1 protein-coding gene and 1 pseudogene are annotated in these 1,365 nt (G+C 43.0%); one reads left to right on the forward strand and one right to left on the reverse strand.

Annotation, left to right across the window (positions count from 1 at the left end):
* Nucleotides 1–829, forward strand: a pseudogene (locus F6K49_RS49510) (hypothetical protein); the annotation flags it as partial.
* Between the two features lie 111 nt (nt 830–940).
* Here the strand turns inward: F6K49_RS49510 and F6K49_RS49515 are convergent.
* Nucleotides 941–1,365 (reverse strand): HEAT repeat domain-containing protein (locus F6K49_RS49515; protein ID WP_293110124.1); only part of this gene is annotated, 425 nt, incomplete at its 5' end.

Raw genomic sequence — 1,365 nt, forward strand, 5'->3', positions numbered from 1 at the left:
TGAAGACTTACAACAGAAGTTAGCTCAACAAAAATCTGAAACTGCTGAACAAACGGAAAGCTATCAGTCTTTACAACAGCAGGCTAAAGAGCAATCTAATCTGGTCAAAAAGTTACAGAAGCAGCTAGCTGACCAAAAATCTGAAACTGCTGAACAAACGGAAAGTTATCAGTCTTTGCAACAGCAGGCTAAAGAGCAATCTAATCTGGTCAAGAAGTTACAGAAGCAGCTAGCAGACCAAAAATCTGAAACTGCTGAACAGACCGAAAGCTATCAGTCTTTACAACAGCAGGCTCAACAGCAAGCTACTCTGGTTAAGAAATTACAGAAGGAGCTAGCTGACCAAAAATCTGAAACTGCTGAACAAACCGAAAGCTATCAGTCTTTACAACATCAAGCTCAACAGCAAGCTAATGTGATTGAAGACTTACAACAGAAGTTAGCTCAACAACAATCTCTAGCAACACAACAGGTAGAGAGTAACCAAGCTCTGGAACAGCAGGCTCAAGAGCAATCTAATCTGGTGAAAAAGTTACAGAAGCAGTTAGCTGACCAACAATCCCAGGCGGCGCAACAAGTAGAAAGTAATCAGGTTATACAACAGCAAACTCAAGACCAACAGAAGCGTATTGCTGAGTTAGAGCATCAGTTGTCTAAACAAAAATCTTCGGCTAATCAACCTACCAAGAGTTATGAGTCTTTGAGACAGCATAATCAAGAGCAAGAGGATCGGATCGCCACTTTACAAAAACAAATTGCTGAGTTAAAGCGTTGGGCAACCATTGGCAAAACAGAGTTGAATAAGAGGCGTAGCCGGAGATTGTTTTAGCTAGTGCCGGAAAGCATCAATAATTATCCCACGTCCCCTGGCTTCCTTGGTTGATAGTTTTGGGGATAATTTTTGGTTTCAATGACAACAAATAATTGGATTATTCTGGTATTATTCCCGAGATGCTTTCCTGCTTGAACCAAAGTTTAGCAACTGTTCCAAGCGTGATATCGAACTAGCTGCTGATTCTCGGATATAGGGGTCGGCTTCCTGATTCTCAGCTTTAGCAGATAGCACTTCCATAGCTCTCTCATCCCCTAAGGAACCTAGAGCCTGTAGCACAGTAACTTGAAGCGCAATATCGTCGATGTCCAAAGCAGCCACTAGGGCTTCAAAAGCTGGTGGACCAATGGTTCCCAGTGCGCCAACTGTCGATATTTTGACAACGGGATCTGGGTCTTTAAGGGCGGTTTGTAGACTCTGCAACCCCACAGTTGGGAAAGTTTCTTCTGAGTAGTTAAGAGCGATCGAAGCCAGCGCTTTTGCACAGCTAGCCCGTACTGTGTTATTTTCACTAGTTGTTAAGGTTTCTGCCA

This window comes from Moorena sp. SIO3I6 (assembly GCF_010672095.1).